The sequence below is a fragment of the Nonomuraea sp. NPDC049421 genome (genome assembly GCF_040677005.1).
Classification (GTDB): domain Bacteria; phylum Actinomycetota; class Actinomycetes; order Streptosporangiales; family Streptosporangiaceae; genus Nonomuraea; species Nonomuraea salmonea.
In genome coordinates this window covers 108,935-122,574 of record NZ_JBFAQA010000012.1, presented here as the reverse complement: position 1 = coordinate 122,574, position 13,640 = coordinate 108,935, and the positions used below count along the sequence as shown (strand labels likewise).

Below are 13,640 nucleotides of genomic sequence, written 5' to 3'. Positions count from 1 at the left end.
GATGGGGCCGTGGATGGACGGGTTTCAGGCTGCCTCGACCAGGCCGAGCCTCATGCGCAGCCGGTCGCGGACGACCGGCCATTCAGAGTTCAGGATCGAGTAGAACGCGGTATCTCGGACCGTGTCGTCGGCGCCTCGGCTGTCCGCTCGCCGCACCCCGTCGAAGTGTGCGCCGAGTGCCTCGATGGCGGCCCGGGATCTGCTGTTGCGTACGTCGGCCTTCAGAGTGATGCGGTGGACGTTCCAGTCCTCGAAGGCGTGCGAGAGCAGGAGGTATTTGCTCTCCCGGTTGACCCCGGTGCCCTGGGCGCTCGCGCCCAGCCAGGTGTAACCGATGTCGGCCACGGACGGGATGTCGCCCACCGCACCTCGTGTACCCGGCGGCCAGGGCATGGGGCCCTGCCAGTACTCCAGGTGCATGAGACGGGTGGCACCGACCACGCGGTCGGTGTTCAGCCACCGGATGGCGAAGGGCAACGAGCGGCCCTCCGCCTGCTCAGCCATGGCGGCCTCCACATAGGAGACCACCTCGTCCCGGCCTTGCGGGACGCGAGTGAAGGCGTAAATGGTGCGGTCTTCACTCGCCGCGGCGACCAGGTCATCGACCGCCGCGAGGCTGAGAGGTTCCAGGCGCACGAAGCGCCCGGACAAGGTGACAAGAGCGGGCATGAGCACATGATGAAGGCTGCCGGGCACCCCTGTGACCAGGCGTAATGGGACAACTTTCCACCGGTGTGACGGTGACGACGTTTCCGCAGGTCAGAGGCCCCTTTTGGGGGACGGTAAACCCGCTCTTGGGGAAAGATTCGCCTAACCGTGACATGGGGCGGGGACGAGGGCCGGATGCGGCCTGCTCACTGCCCCGTGACGGACCAGGGCCAGCTCTTTGAGACCCGTCGTCAGGAAGTCGAGGTTGTCGGCGATCCACGGCAGCCGCAGCGGATCGGGACTGTCGAGAGCGGCCTGCCGCTGCTCGGCGGAGTCGCCGTAGAGCAGGCTCACCGCGACGCGGACCCGGGCGGCCGAGGGGTCGTCGCCGAAGGCGTGACCTGGCAGGACGCCGAGGCCGTGCTCCTCAAGCAGGATCTTGGTGATCTCCGCGGAGCCGCCGAGCCTGAGGTGGCCGAGGTCGGGATAGAGGTAGAAGCCGCCCTGCGGGACGGGCACGTCGGCGCCGATCTCCGCGAAGCGCTCGTGCACGGCCCTGGCCAGCCTGCCGTGCAGGCGGCGGCTGCGGGTGATGCGCTCGGTCAGCTCGGGCGGGTCGCCGAAGGCGTACGTCGCGGCCTCCTGCACGGGCGCCGCGGGCGCCGACCAGATCTCGCTGGCCACCGCGAGCAGGCTCCTGCGCAGGTCGCCGTTCTCCGGCAGCCTGGCCACGCCGATCCGCCAGCCGCCCAGCGCGAGGCTCTTGCTCAGCCCGGTCGTGATGATCGTGCGCTCGGGCGCGAGCTCGGCCGGCGAGGTGTACGTCAGGCCGGGTTCGTGCACGAGGTCGCGGTAGATCTCGTCCGAGATGATCGTCAGGTCGAGCTCGCGGGCGACCTGGGCCAGGCGGGCCACCGTCTCGGGTGTGGCCAGCCGGCCCGTCGGGTTGTCGGGCAGGGTCACCACGACCGTGCTCACGGTCCTGCCGAGAGACCTGGCCCTGCGCACCTCGGCCGCCACCGCGTCCGGGTCGGGTACGCCGCCCTCTCCTGGCGGTGCGGGCACCAGGATGGGACGCGAACCCACCAGATCGGCCTGCGCGGCGTAGCTGACCCAGCTGGGCACCGGCAGGACGACGTCACCGCCGATCGCCAGGAGCAGGCCGTAGAGCAGCGACTTGCTGCCCGGGCCGCAGACGACCAGGTCGGGATCGGTGATGAGCCCCCGTCTCGTCCAGTAGCCCGCCGCCGCGGCGCGCAGCTCGGCCGCCCCCGCGACCGGCCCGTAGCCGTTGCATTCGGATGCGGCGGCCAGCCTGTCGCGCAGCGCCGGGTGGACGGGCAGCCCGGCCTCGCCGAAGGCGAGGTGGAGCACGCGTTCCCCGGCGCGCCGTCTTCGCTCGATGTCCTCGTTGGCCGCCAATGTGGCGGACAGGGTTACGGTCATGTTTGTCACGTTCCCAGGGTGATTGGATGAAGGCATCAGCACAAGCGAGGCTTTTTGTGGGTAGGCATAAGGAAGTCTGATGCTCGAATTGCGGCGTTTGGTCCTGATCTGCGAGTTTGCAAGGAAGGGAAGTATCGCGGCGGCGGCCGAGTCGTTGGGCTACAGTCCTTCGGCCGTCTCCCAACAGCTCGTCGCGCTCGAACGCGAGACGGGTACGGCGCTCATCGACAGGACGGCGCGCAGCGCCGAGCTGACCGACGCGGGACGCCGGCTCGTCATGCACGCCGAGCGCATCCTGTCGATGGTCGAGGAGGCCGAGTCCGACCTGTCCGCCCACGCCGGCAAGCCGGCCGGCCGGGTCGTCGTCACCGCCTTCCCCACCGCCGCGGTCGCCTTCGCGCCCGCGCTCGCCCGCTCCCTGCGCCGCCACACCGAGCTGACGCTGCGGCTCGGGCAGAGCAGGTCCGGGCGCGGTCTGCGCGAGGTGCAGTCGGGCGAGGTCGACATCGCGCTCGTGGACGACTGGTACGGCCGCGTCCGCGACAGTGACAGCGTGCGCGTCTTCCCCCTGCTGCACGACCCCCTCGTGCTCGTCGTGCCGCGCAAGCACCGCCTCGCCGACCCCGACGTGCCGGTCGACCTGCGCGAGCTGCGCGACGAGCCCTGGATGGCCACCCCCGACGGCGAGCCGTCACGGCTGGCCGTGGACCGGCTGCTCGCCGGCGTCGGCGGCACCCGGCCGAGCCCCTGGGAGTTCGAGGGGCTCGGGACCATCCTGTCGCTCGTCGCCAAGGGCATCGGCATCGCCGCCGTGCCCGCGCTCGCGCTGGCCGCCGGCGTCCGGGGGCTGGCCGTACGGCAGTTCCCCGGCAACCCGGTGGGGCGCGACGTGCACGCCGTCGCGCGCGGCTCCAGCGTCCACCGGCCTTCGGTGTCGGTGACGCTGCGGGCCATCCACGTGGCCGCCCGCTACATCGCCGCCGACCTCGATCCGGTACGCCCGGCCGAGCGCTCCCAGGTGGGCCGGCCGTCACTCGACGGGCTCGACCTCCCCATACGATCCGCCGGCGACGTGGTCGGCCGATCGTTCGGAGAGTGACGCGCGATCGCGATAACGTCTGCGCTCATGGCGCCTACGTACGACATCGAGCGGCTCCTGCTCGCCCAGCCAAGCACGCGCACGGTCGCCGGCGTCGACGAGGTCGGCCGGGGCGCCTGGGCCGGGCCCGTCCTGGTCTGCGCGGTCGTCACCGACCTGTCGGAGCCGCCCGCCGGGCTCACGGACTCCAAGCAGGTCTCCGAGGTCAAGCGCGGGCCGCTGGCCGCCGAGCTGGCCGGGTGGGCCGCCGGCGTCGGCTACGGCGAGGCGAGCCATCAAGAGATCGACACGCTCGGCATGACCGAGGCGCTGCGGCGGGCCGCCCGCCGGGCCCTGGAGGCCCTGCCGGTACGCCCGGACGCGGTGATCCTCGACGGCAAGCACGACTACATCGGAGCGCCGTGGCCGGTGCGCCTTGAGGTCAAGGGGGACGCGGCCAGCATCTCGGTCGCCGCCGCCTCCGTCCTCGCCAAGGTCCGGCGCGACGCCTACATGGCGACGATCGGCTGCGACGATTACGGCTTCGCGGAGAACGCGGGCTACCCCTCGCCCTCGCATCAGGAGGCGCTGGCACGACTCGGGCCCACCGCGCACCACCGGCTCTCCTGGTCATACCTTGACGAGCTGCCCCAATGGCGGCACTTGAAGCATCACCGCGACCCACTCGTCGGAGAAGGCCAGGCCAGCCTCTTCTCCTGACGGGTATCGGTGAGCTCCGCATGTCTGCCCGCCTTCGCGGCGGTCATGGGTCACTATTTCGTGCATGCGGATCGGGATCTTTGTCGTCGCGGGGCTCTTTCCCGGGCAGGAGGCCGGGCGGGTGCTGGCCGACGCCGTCGAGTGGATCGTCGCGGCCGAGCAGGCGGGGTTCGACGACGCGTGGATCGCCGAGCACCACTTCATGCCGTACGGCGTGTGCCCGTCGCCCACCACGCTGGCGGCCGTCGCGGCCGGGCGGACCGGCCGCATCGGGCTCGGCACGGCCGTGAGCGTGCTGTCCACGCAGCATCCCGTCGCGCTGGCCGAGCAGGCGGCCGTGCTGCACCACCTGTCGGGCGGGAGATTCACGCTCGGCGTCGGCAGGGGCGGGCCTTGGGTGGACCTCGAGGTGTTCGGCACCGGGCTCGACCGGTACGAGCGGGGCTTCCCCGAGTCGCTCGACCTGCTGCTCGCCGCCCTGTCGGGTGACCGGGTGGCGGCCGACGGGGAGTTGTTCCGGTTCAGGGAGGTCGCGATGGTGCCGCCCGTCCGTATGCGGCCGGTCGTCGCCTGCACCTCCGAGCCGAGCGTGCGGCTGGCGGCCGAGCGCGGGCTGCCCATGCTGCTCGGGCTGCACATCGGGGACGACGACAAGGCCGCCATGGTGGAGCGGTATCGCGCCTTCGGCGGGCCGCCGGTCGAGCACGTGGCCGCGGGGGTGGCGTACATCGCGGACTCGACGATCGGGGCGGCTCGCGACCTCATGCGGGCGATGCCGGCCTGGCTGGGGCCCGGGCTCGACGGGTACGAGCCGGTGGACGACCGGCCGCGGCCGCACCGCGACGTGGACGACTACGTCGAGCTGCTCACCAAGATCCACCCGGTGGGGTCGGCCAAGCACTGCGCCGAGACGCTGCGGCGGACCTCGGAGCGCACCGGGATCGAGCACTTCGTGCTGCTGGTCGAGGGGATGGGGTCGCACGAGCGGACCCTGGAGAACATCCGCCGCTTCGGCGCCGAGGTGCTGCCCCTGCTGCGCGACTGACCTGGTCGGCGAGCCGGGTGCGGGCCCGGCTCGCCGGTCAGGGGTCAGCAGTCGACGAGCTCCGGTTTCTGGTTGAGAATCTGCGCGCGCGGGGTGACGAACTCGGCGAGCGCCTGCGTGGCCGACGGGTCGAAGACGGCGACGCGGTGGCAGTTCTGGAAGGCCAGGCGCACGCCGTAGTGGCGCTCGAGCGCGCCGCGCATGGAGTCGCTCGCCATGCAGCGCAGGAGCTGGCCGCGCGCCTCCTCCGACGGCGGCGGCACCTCGTTGTCGGCGAACGCGGCCCCGCTGTGCTCGCGCTGCTTGACCAGCTCGCTGATCAGCGACCACGCGTAGGGGAGCGAGTCGCGGACGCAGGCGAGGAACGCCTCGTCGTCCACGTCACCGGCTCTGGCCTGGTCGAGCAGATCGTTCGGGACGGTCAGCGACATGCTGTCTCCTCTCGGATGGGTCAAATCGGACGTTAGATCGCTGGAGCGGGCATGCTCCAGAGCCTTGACAGGCACAGTCATGTGGTCGCCGGGCCGTAGACGAAACCGGGGTCGATCTGCTCCGCCAGGTCGAGACCGGTGCGCTCGTTGCCCCACGCCTTGGCGTTGCGCAGGTGGAACTCGACGGTCTGGCGGCCGAACCTGGCCCAGTCTTTGTCCTGCTCGTCGAGGGTCTTGCGGAGCACGGCCAGCGCGTCGGCGTTGGCCGGTTCGAGGTCGTCGAGGGTGAAGTGGCGGCCCTGCTCCATCGCGCGTACGGCGGCGGAGTGCTCCATCCAGGTGAGGAGATCGTCACCCACGTGCTCGCGCAGGAACGCGACGTCGGACTCGCCGTGCACCTTGTTGCCGACCACGGCCAGGGCGACGTCGTACTGGGCCGCGTAGTCGCGGTACTGGCGGTAGACGCCGACGCCCTGGCGGGTCGGCTCGGCCACCAGGAAGGTCAGGTCGAAGCGGGTGAACAGGCCGGAGGCGAAGGAGTCGGCGCCCGCTGTCATGTCGACGACGACGTATTCGCCGGGGCCGTCGATCAGGTGGTTGAGCAGCAGTTCGACGGCGCCGACCTTGGAGTGGTAGCAGGCCACGCCGAGGTCGTCCTCGCTGAAGGGGCCGGTGGCGAGCAGGCGCAGGCCCTCGGAGGTGGTCACGCCGTAGGGGTCGGTGGCGAGGTCGTCGAAGCTCAGCAGGGTGGAGCCGCGGCCGGGAGGGGTGGTCTTGACCATGGCGTCGGCGGACGGGATGCGGGGGTTGGTGCCGCGCAGCCGGTCCTTGATCTCGGTGAGGTGGGCGCCCAGCGGCTCGGGCCCGCGGTCCAGGCCGAGCACCAGGGCGAGGTGCTGGTTGATGTCGGCGTCGATGGCGACCACGGGCGCGCCCTGGGCCGCCACATGTCTGGCGAACAGGGCCGACATCGTGGTCTTGCCGCTGCCGCCCTTTCCGACGAAGGCCACTCTCACGGGATGCTCCAAGAATGATGATGAAAACCGTTTCCACTGGGGACGGACATCATCATGCCACAGCGCGTGCGGGATGAGGGCGTGTTCGACCTGGCGTCGCGCGGGCTGCGGGCGCTTTGGGGTGGTTCGCGGCCTATTTGCGGGTGCTCAGTGGCAGACCGCGTCCAGCGTCAGGGGGTCGTCCGGGGTGGGTGTGGGCGTGGTGGAGGCGGCGTGGGCGGGTGCGGTCCTGGTGGACGCGGGCGGGTCGAGGGCCTCCTTGACCTTGCGGCGGATGAGGTACCTGTCGGGGTAGGCGGTGTTGATCAGTGGCGGCACGAAGCTCAGGCTGCGCAGCCGCGCGTTCTTGACCTTGCCGGCCAGGTCCACGACGGCGGGCAGCAGGTCCTGGGGCAGGTCGGTGGAGATGGCGCGCTTGGTGGCGGCGGCGAGGCGCTCGAAGCTGTTCAGCACGGTCACCGGATCCGCCTGCTTGGCGACGGCGTTGAGCAGGCACTTCTGCCGGCCCATGCGCACGTAGTCGTCGCTGTCGGTGCGCGAGCGGCCGTACCAGAGCGCCTCCTGGCCGGAAAGCCTGCGGGTGCCGGCGGGCAGCAGGCCCTCGCGGTACTTGCCGTACACGATGGGGTCCTTGATCGTGACCTGAACGCCGCCCATGGCGTCGATGATCTCGGCGAAGCCCTTCATGTCGACCATGGCGTAATAGCTCACCGGGATGCCGAGGATGTCGCTGATGGTGGCCTTGAGAAGGGTCGATCCGCGCTTGCCCTTCTCCACGCCGGGCACCATCTCCGGATGATCCTCGGCGAACTGGTAGATCTCGTTCAGCAGGCCCGGCGTGTCGGGGCCTTCGCCGGTGAAGCCGTACGGGAAGCGGTCCCTGGCCGGTCCCGTGGGCAGCTGCACCCGCTGCAGGTTGCGCGGCAGGCCGAACAGCACGGTGGCGCCCGTCTCGACGTCCACGCTGGCCACGGTCATGCTGTCGGTACGCACCCCGGGCCGCCCCGGCGCGGCGTCGCCGCCGAGCAGCAGGAAGTTGACCCGCTCGGCCCCGTTCCACGGATCCTGGGCGAGCACGGGCGCGGCGGTGCTGCTGGGCGTGAACAGGGTGTTGACCACGTCGCGGGAGAGGTAGGCGAGGCGGGTCGCGTACGCGGTGGGCGCCAGGATGAGCGCGCACAGGGCGACCGTCAGCGTGGTGGTCAGGAAGCGGCCGACGGTGTCGGAGCGCTCGGGGCGTACGAGAAGGAACGACCAGACGATCACGCCGGTCCAGGCCAGCGCGATCACCGCCACCCCGACGGTGAGCCAGGCCAGCCAGTACGGCTGCACGGCCAGCGACAGCAGCTTGGTGCTGTACGCGGTGAACACGGTCAGCACCCCGGCCAGCATCAGCACGTAGGCGGCCATCAGCGCCAGCCCCGTTCTGCGGCGCTCCACGGCGAGGTGGGCGACCCCCCACAGCAGGGTCGATGCCACTGTCAGTGCGAGGCTCGCGCCGAGCCCGAAGCGTCGATCTACTCCCGTCATGCCTGGTCAAACCCCCATAGACGGCCCATCCAAGCAACCCTAGTTATGCTGCGCGCCCGACCTCCGGAACAAAAGGGAGGGGTTAGGTCAAATAGCGGTCAAGCGAAACTTGAGATATAACGTGAATGTGCGGAAGCGACACGGCCACTACGGGTTCGACGCGCCCTGGCCCCTCGTGGGCCTGATCATCGGAGCGATCGCGCTGCTGGCCCTGGCGGCGCTCTCGTTCGTCCTCGACATCTTCGCCGCGGGCGTCTCCTTCGCCTTCGGCGGCCTCTACACCCTGGCCAGCGCGTTCAGTTACCTCTACACGACCAGGCGCGGCAAGTTCGTCGTCTGGGACGAGGAGCTGCGGCGGCTGCGCGGCGACGAGCAGGTGCTCGACCTCGGCTGCGGCAGGGGCGCGGTGCTGCTGGCCGCCGCCGCGCGGCTGGCCGACGGCGGCCGGGCGACCGGCATCGACCTGTGGCGCTCCAAGGACCAGACCGGCAACACCGAGGCCGCGGCCAGAACCAACGCCGAGGCGGAAGGCGTCGCGGAGCGGGTGGACCTGGTCACCGGCGACCTGCGCGACCTGCCGTTCGGTGCGGACGCGTTCGACGTCGTGCTCTCCAGCCTGGCCCTGCACAACATCCCGTCGGCCGACGGGCGGGCGCAGGCCGTGCGGGAGGCGTACCGGGTGCTGCGGCCTGGCGGGCTCATGCTGCTCGCCGACTTCCAGCACACCCCCGACTACGAGCAGACGCTGCGCGACCTCGGCGTGATCGACGTGCGGCGGCGCGACGCCGGCCGGCGGTTCTGGTACGGCGGGCCCTGGTTCGCCACCACGATCATCGAGGCCAGGAAGCCGACCGGATAGAAATTCCGCTCACCGGGTAGCCACGGGACCTTATGAGCGATGTTGAAACCGGTACCATCACCACGAAAGTGCCCGCCCGGCTTGATCGGCTTCCATGGTCCCGCTGGCACTGGATGATCGTCATCGGCCTCGGCACCGTCTGGATCCTCGACGGTCTCGAGGTCACCATCGTCGGTAACCTCTCGGCGCAGCTGGCCAAGCCGGGCAGCGGACTCGACATCACGCAGGCACAGGTGGCGGGCGTGGCGGCCGCGCTCTACGTCGCGGGAGCCTGCTCGGGCGCGTTGTTCTTCGGCTGGCTGACCGACAAGTTCGGCCGCAAGAAGCTGTTCATCATCACGCTGGTCGTCTATCTCGTGGCGACGCTGCTGACCGCGTTCTCCTTCAGCGCGTGGTGGTTCTTCCTGTTCAGGTTCATGACGGGGTTCGGCATCGGCGGTGAGTACGCGGCCATCAACTCCGCCATCGACGAGCTGATCCCGAGCAGGCACCGCGGGCGCATCGACATCATCATCAACGGCAGCTACTGGCTCGGCGCCGCCGGCGGCGCGCTGCTGACCGTGCCGCTGCTCAACGACCTGCCGGTCAACATCGGGTGGCGGGTCGCGTTCGGGCTCGGCGTGGTGCTGGGCCTGGCCATCCTCCTGGTACGCCGCAACGTCCCCGAGAGCCCGCGCTGGCTGTTCATCCACGGCAGGGACCGCGAGGCCGAGCAGCTCGTGGACGACGTCGAGCGGCAGATCGGCCGGGACGACCTGCCGGAGCCCGAGAAGGCGATGACCATCCACCAGCGCAAGTCGATCGGGTTCGTCCGGATCGCGCACACCATGGTCGCGCTCTATCCCAAGCGCACGGTGCTGGGGTTGTCGCTCTTCATCGGGCAGGCGTTCCTCTACAACGCCATCACCTTCGGGTACGCGCAGATCCTGTCCACCTTCTTCAACATCGACACGCACACCGGCTACTACTTCGCGGTCATCGCGGTCGGCAACTTCCTCGGGCCGCTGCTGCTCGGGCACCTCTTCGACACCGTGGGCAGGGTGCCGATGATCTCGGCCACGTACATCGGGTCAGGGGTGCTGCTGCTGGGCACGGCGTGGCTGTTCAACCAGGGGGTGCTCACGGCGGTGACGCTGACGGCGTGCTGGTCGGTGGTACTGTTCGTGGCGTCGGCGGGGGCGAGTTCGGCCTATCTGACGGTGAGCGAGATCTTCCCCATGGAGACCAGGGCGATGGCGATCGCGTTCTTCTTCGCCATCGGCACGGCGGCCGGTGGCATCGCCGGTCCGCTGGTGTTCGCCACGCTGGTGGAGAGCGGGGTGCCGGGGGACACGGCGCTGGCGTTCACCATCGGCGGGCTGGTGATGATCGCGGGCGGGCTCGTGGAGCTGTTCCTGGGCGTCAAGGCCGAACGCAAGGGGCTGGAGGACATCGCGGCGCCGCTCTCCGCCGCCGAGGCGACCAAGGCCACCTGACGGTCGTTTCGTCATTCCCGGTGAAATAGGGGATGCTGGCGTGGTGCGTGTGCTCTACCTCGTCGTCTGCGCCGCCGGTGCCGCCGCCGACGTCGGCCGGTTCGTCGCGCTGGCGCAGGACGACGGGTGGGTGGTGCAGGTCGTGGCGACGCCGTCGGCGCTCGACTTCATCGACGTTCCCGCACTCGAACGGCAGACCGGCCGGCCCGTGCGCAGCCGTTACCGCAAGCCCCATGAGCCGAAGCCGCCCAGGGCCGACGCGTTCGTGGTGGCGCCGGCGACGTACAACACGATCAACAAGTTCGCCCAGGGGATCGCCGACACGTACGCGCTGGGCGTGCTGGCAGAGGCGCCCGGGCTGGGCATCCCCGTGGTCGTGCTGCCGTTCGTGAACGAGGCGCTGTCGGCGCGCACCGCGTACCGGCGCAGCGTGCGCGACCTGCGGGCCGACGGCGTGCGCGTCGTCCTCGACCCGGAGGGCGACCACGGCGGTGACCACGGCGGCGACCCGTGGCGGCGGACGCTGGGCGAGCTGCGTGCGGTGACCGCGGATTCACCGGAGGGATGAGGGTGGGGCTGACCGAGCGGGTGGACGCGGCGCTGGAGGCCGGGCGGGCGCCGGGACTGCACGGGCTCGTCGTGCTGCGGGACGGGCAGGTGGTGCTCGAACGCTACGGCGCCGGCGCCGACCATCGGCTGGACGAGCCGCTCGGGCACGTCGTCTTCGACCGCGACACCCTGCACGACCTGCGCTCGGTGTCCAAGAGCGTGGTCGGGCTGGTGTACGGCATCGCGCTGCGCGAGGGGCTGGTGCCCGACGTGGGGGCGTCGTTGCTCGCGTCGTTCCCCGAGTGCTCGCCCGCCGGGCGCGAACACCTGACGATCGAGCACGCCCTGACCATGACGCTCGGCCTCGAATGGAACGAGGACGCCCCCTACACCAGCGCGGCCAACAGCGAGATCGCCATGGAGCTGGCGCCCGACCGGCACCGGTACGTCCTGGAGCGGCCCGTCGTCGAGGAGGCGGGCAAGCGGTGGCACTACTGCGGCGGGGCCAGCGCGCTCATCGGCGAGATCATCACGAGGGGAGCGGGGCGGCCGCTCGCCGAGTACGCCGCCGACCGGCTCTTCGGCCCGCTCGGCATCACCCGGTACGAGTGGTCCAGGGGTGACGACGGCGTCACCAGGGCCGCGTCCGGGCTGCGGCTGCGTCCGCTGGACCTGGCCGCGATCGGGCAGCTCGTGCTCGACGGCGGCCGCGACATCGTGCCCCGCTCCTGGATCGAGGAGACCCTCCGCCCCCGGGTCACAATCGACGCCGGCACCCGCTACGGCTACCAGTGGTACCTCCACGACGGCCGGGCCCAGGCCATCGGCAACGGCGGCCAGCGCCTCCTCATCGCCCCGGACGACCGGTTGGTGGTGGCGGTGACGGCCGGCGAGTACGACCGGGAGCAATCGAGCGCCGAAGCGGCCCTGGACGCCGTCCTCGGCCGCTGACACCCCCTCAGAGGGGGAGGGTTGCGGTGGCGGTGCGGAAGGAGGCCACCGCTGCCTTGATCGCGGGGTGGGCGCTGTTGCCGCGTCTGAAGGCCGCAAGAGTGCGGCGGCTCAGGTCGAGGCGGGTGAGGGTCACGCCGTTGGGCGGGGTGGTGGCGGCCAGGTGGGGGACCAGCGCGACGCCCTGGCCGGCGGCGGCGAAGGCCAGGACGGTGTCGAAGTCGTCGATGTGGTGGCGGACGCGCGGCTCGAAGCCGGACGCCTGGCAGGCCCTGATCGCCATCGTGTGGCAGAGCGTGCCGGGCTTGCCGGTGATCCAGGCGTCGGCGCGGGCGGCGGCGATCGAGGGCCGGTCGGTCAGGTACATCGGCTCGCTGAACAGCGGCTCCGTCTCGATGGACGCGTCGGTGACGGGCGGGACGAAGTCGTACTCGTGGACGAGCGCGACGTCCAGCTCACCGGCCCGCAGCGCGGCGGAGACGTCCGCCGGGTCGATCTCCGAGACCATCGGCTCCAGCCGGGGATGCGCGCCGGCCAGCTCGGCGAGGGCGGGCGGGAGCAGCACGCGGGCGGCGGTCGGGAACGCGCCGATCCGCAGCGCCCCGGCAGGGCCGCCCTTGACGGCGGCGAGCGCGGCCGAGGCGCGTTCGAGCTGCTCCAGGACGGCGTCGGCGTGCTCGACGAGCAGCCGCCCCGCCGGGGTCAGCGCCACCGTACGGCCGGTGCGCTCCAGCAGGGGCACGCCCGCCTCCCGCTCCAGCGCGCCGAGGTGCTGCGAGACGGCGGACGGGGTGAACATGACCGCCTCGGCCACGGCGGCGATGGTGCCGCGCCGGGCGAGTTCGCGGAGCAGGCGGAGCTTGCGCGGATCGAGCATAAGTTCAGCTTAAGCTCGAAGTCAGAAATCCGTGCTGGACCTAACGGGTCGGCGGGCGGCAGGCTCGGAGCATGCTGACAGGAATCCACGTACCGCTGATCACTCCCTTCGACGCCGCCGGCGCGGTGGCCGTGGACGCCGTCGAGAAGCTCGGCAGGCACATGCTCGACGAGGGCGCGTCCGGGCTGGTCGCGCTGGGCACCACCGGCGAGGTGGCGGCGCTCACCCCGGACGAGCGGGCGCGGGTCATCGAGGCGTGCGCGCGGGTCTGCGAGGAGCGGCAGGCGCCGCTGACGGCGGGGGTCACCGGCAACGACACGCGGACGACGGCGGCGGCCCTGCGGGAGCTGCCCGCCGGGGTGAGCGCGGCGCTGGTCACCGTGCCGTACTTCCTGCGGCCCGGCGAGCGCGGCGTCGTCGCGCACTTCGAGGCGCTGGCCGAGGAGTCGCCGGTGCCGCTGGTGATCTACCACATCCCCTACCGCACCGGGCAGGCCGTGAGCGCCGCCACGCTGCGGCGGCTCGCCGCGCACCCGGGGATCGCCGGGGTCAAGCACGCGACGGGCGGCGTCGATCCGGACGCCATCGACCTGGTGGGCGACGTCCCCGAGGGCTTCGCGGTGCTGGGCGGCGACGACGCGGTCATCTCGCCGCTGCTGGCGCTGGGCGCGGCGGGCGGCATCCTCGCCTCCGCGCACCTGGAGACCAGGAGCTTCGCCGACCTGGCCGACGCCTGGCACACCGGGGACGTCGCGCGCGCCCGCGACCTCGGGCGGCGGCTGGCCCGGCTGTCGGCGGTGCTGTTCGCCGAGCCAAACCCGACCGTCATCAAGGGCGTGCTGCACGCGCGGGGGCTGATCCCGACGCCGGACGTACGCCTGCCGCTGCTGCCCGCCGCCGAGGAGACGGTGTCCCGCGCCCTGGCCGAACTAAGGGCTTGACCGTTCAGTGGGCATCGGGCTAGGTTCTTCCCCCAATGGGAACTCTGTGATCTTCGCCCCCGGGGCGCACGCGC

The 13,640-nt window shown here is 71.3% G+C and carries 14 protein-coding genes; 8 read left to right on the top strand and 6 right to left on the bottom strand.

All coding sequences use genetic code 11. The features are described from left to right. Positions 1-24: 24 nt before the first annotated feature. Together AB0K18_RS21780 and AB0K18_RS21775 are read right to left on the bottom strand one after the other, a co-directional pair. Positions 25-669, bottom strand: coding sequence for a GNAT family protein (locus tag AB0K18_RS21780; protein ID WP_364916862.1), 645 nt, complete (start codon positions 667-669; stop codon positions 25-27). Between the two features lie 141 nt (positions 670-810). Further along, complete coding sequence (locus AB0K18_RS21775; protein WP_364916859.1) at positions 811-2,094, bottom strand: pyridoxal phosphate-dependent aminotransferase; 1,284 nt, start codon at positions 2,092-2,094, stop codon at positions 811-813. Positions 2,095-2,173: 79 nt separating this feature from the next. Here AB0K18_RS21775 and AB0K18_RS21770 point away from each other — a divergent pair, with 79 nt between their 5' ends. The 3 genes from AB0K18_RS21770 (at position 2,174) to AB0K18_RS21760 (ending at position 4,937) form a co-directional block, all read left to right on the top strand. After that, complete coding sequence (locus AB0K18_RS21770; protein WP_364916856.1) at positions 2,174-3,193, top strand: LysR family transcriptional regulator; 1,020 nt, start codon at positions 2,174-2,176, stop codon at positions 3,191-3,193. A 27-nt stretch (positions 3,194-3,220) separates the two neighbouring features. Beyond that, positions 3,221-3,892: a ribonuclease HII gene (locus tag AB0K18_RS21765; protein ID WP_364916855.1), complete on the top strand. Its 672-nt coding sequence runs from the start codon at positions 3,221-3,223 to the stop codon at positions 3,890-3,892. A 64-nt stretch (positions 3,893-3,956) separates the two neighbouring features. Then, positions 3,957-4,937, top strand: a complete 981-nt coding sequence (locus AB0K18_RS21760) for an LLM class flavin-dependent oxidoreductase (RefSeq protein ID WP_364916852.1) — start codon at positions 3,957-3,959, stop codon at positions 4,935-4,937. A 44-nt stretch (positions 4,938-4,981) separates the two neighbouring features. On the opposite strand, the gene AB0K18_RS21755 is transcribed toward AB0K18_RS21760, so the two are convergent. From AB0K18_RS21755 to AB0K18_RS21745, 3 genes are all read right to left on the bottom strand, one after another. Next, positions 4,982-5,368: an SCO5389 family protein gene (locus AB0K18_RS21755; protein WP_364916850.1), complete on the bottom strand. Its 387-nt coding sequence runs from the start codon at positions 5,366-5,368 to the stop codon at positions 4,982-4,984. Between the two features lie 77 nt (positions 5,369-5,445). Further along, complete coding sequence (locus AB0K18_RS21750) at positions 5,446-6,384, bottom strand: ATP-binding protein (RefSeq protein WP_364916847.1); 939 nt, start codon at positions 6,382-6,384, stop codon at positions 5,446-5,448. 147 nt (positions 6,385-6,531) lie between these two features. Continuing rightward, the gene (locus tag AB0K18_RS21745) at positions 6,532-7,863 is read right to left on the bottom strand and encodes an LCP family protein (RefSeq protein WP_364916844.1); all 1,332 of its coding nucleotides are present in this window, start codon (positions 7,861-7,863) and stop codon (positions 6,532-6,534) included. A 178-nt stretch (positions 7,864-8,041) separates the two neighbouring features. Between AB0K18_RS21745 and AB0K18_RS21740 the strand changes: the two genes are divergently transcribed. From AB0K18_RS21740 to AB0K18_RS21725, 4 genes are all read left to right on the top strand, one after another. Beyond that, positions 8,042-8,773: a class I SAM-dependent methyltransferase gene (locus AB0K18_RS21740; RefSeq protein WP_364916841.1), complete on the top strand. Its 732-nt coding sequence runs from the start codon at positions 8,042-8,044 to the stop codon at positions 8,771-8,773. Between the two features lie 113 nt (positions 8,774-8,886). Beyond that, positions 8,887-10,248 (top strand): MFS transporter, encoded by a 1,362-nt coding sequence (locus AB0K18_RS21735; protein WP_364916839.1) that lies wholly within the window; start codon positions 8,887-8,889, stop codon positions 10,246-10,248. A 40-nt stretch (positions 10,249-10,288) separates the two neighbouring features. Further along, entirely contained in the window at positions 10,289-10,816 is a 528-nt protein-coding gene (locus tag AB0K18_RS21730; RefSeq protein ID WP_364916837.1) for a flavoprotein, read from the top strand. Then, positions 10,813-11,748, top strand: coding sequence for a serine hydrolase (locus AB0K18_RS21725; RefSeq protein ID WP_364916835.1), 936 nt, complete (start codon positions 10,813-10,815; stop codon positions 11,746-11,748). The genes AB0K18_RS21730 and AB0K18_RS21725 overlap by 4 nt, the downstream gene beginning before the upstream one ends. A 7-nt stretch (positions 11,749-11,755) precedes the next feature. Here AB0K18_RS21725 and AB0K18_RS21720 read toward each other — a convergent pair whose 3' ends face one another. Then, a complete protein-coding gene (locus AB0K18_RS21720; protein WP_364916832.1) occupies positions 11,756-12,625 on the bottom strand; it encodes a LysR substrate-binding domain-containing protein in 870 nt (289 codons plus the stop codon). Between the two features lie 71 nt (positions 12,626-12,696). Here AB0K18_RS21720 and dapA point away from each other — a divergent pair, with 71 nt between their 5' ends. Further along, entirely contained in the window at positions 12,697-13,566 is an 870-nt protein-coding gene (gene dapA / locus AB0K18_RS21715; RefSeq protein WP_364916829.1) for a 4-hydroxy-tetrahydrodipicolinate synthase, read from the top strand. Positions 13,567-13,640 lie beyond the last annotated feature (74 nt).

What these genes read in the sequence shown, in the direction of transcription:
- AB0K18_RS21780 (WP_364916862.1), bottom strand. Translation starts at nt 669, where the DNA reads ATGCCCGCTCTTGTCACCTTGTCCGGGCGCTTCGTGCGCCTGGAACCT.
- AB0K18_RS21775 (WP_364916859.1), bottom strand. Translation starts at nt 2,094, where the DNA reads ATGACCGTAACCCTGTCCGCCACATTGGCGGCCAACGAGGACATCGAG.
- AB0K18_RS21770 (WP_364916856.1), top strand. Translation starts at nt 2,174, where the DNA reads ATGCTCGAATTGCGGCGTTTGGTCCTGATCTGCGAGTTTGCAAGGAAG.
- AB0K18_RS21765 (WP_364916855.1), top strand. Translation starts at nt 3,221, where the DNA reads ATGGCGCCTACGTACGACATCGAGCGGCTCCTGCTCGCCCAGCCAAGC.
- AB0K18_RS21760 (WP_364916852.1), top strand. Translation starts at nt 3,957, where the DNA reads ATGCGGATCGGGATCTTTGTCGTCGCGGGGCTCTTTCCCGGGCAGGAG.
- AB0K18_RS21755 (WP_364916850.1), bottom strand. Translation starts at nt 5,368, where the DNA reads ATGTCGCTGACCGTCCCGAACGATCTGCTCGACCAGGCCAGAGCCGGT.
- AB0K18_RS21735 (WP_364916839.1), top strand. Translation starts at nt 8,887, where the DNA reads ATGATCGTCATCGGCCTCGGCACCGTCTGGATCCTCGACGGTCTCGAG.
- AB0K18_RS21725 (WP_364916835.1), top strand. Translation starts at nt 10,813, where the DNA reads ATGAGGGTGGGGCTGACCGAGCGGGTGGACGCGGCGCTGGAGGCCGGG.
- AB0K18_RS21720 (WP_364916832.1), bottom strand. Translation starts at nt 12,625, where the DNA reads ATGCTCGATCCGCGCAAGCTCCGCCTGCTCCGCGAACTCGCCCGGCGC.
- dapA (WP_364916829.1), top strand. Translation starts at nt 12,697, where the DNA reads ATGCTGACAGGAATCCACGTACCGCTGATCACTCCCTTCGACGCCGCC.